Here is a 228-nt window from a genome sequence, read left to right as displayed (position 1 = left end):
CCTTTTGGCGGCACGCACGGAATACAGCGAAAAGAACCTTTGCGAACAGGGTGCCTATACGCTGGCCGGTAACGCCGACGCCAAGGTGACGATCTTCGCTTCGGGTTCCGAAGTCGAACTCGCGGTCGCAGCCCGTACGGTCCTCGAAGGCAAGGGCGTCTCCACCCGCGTCGTTTCCGTTCCCTGCACCGAACTCTTCTTCGAACAGCCGGATGCCTACCGCAAGGA

1 protein-coding gene is annotated in these 228 nt (G+C 61.0%); it reads left to right on the top strand.

The window, feature by feature from the left end; all coding sequences use genetic code 11:
• Positions 1 to 228, top strand: a 228-nt coding sequence (locus ACPYOG_RS21290) for a transketolase-like TK C-terminal-containing protein (RefSeq protein WP_481296014.1), incomplete at both ends; no start/stop codon positions are given.

This window comes from Leifsonia sp. HAY1-4F (assembly GCF_056755275.1).
Note: the sequence above shows the minus strand (reverse complement) of the source record. Positions and strands in the feature narration are given on the sequence as shown.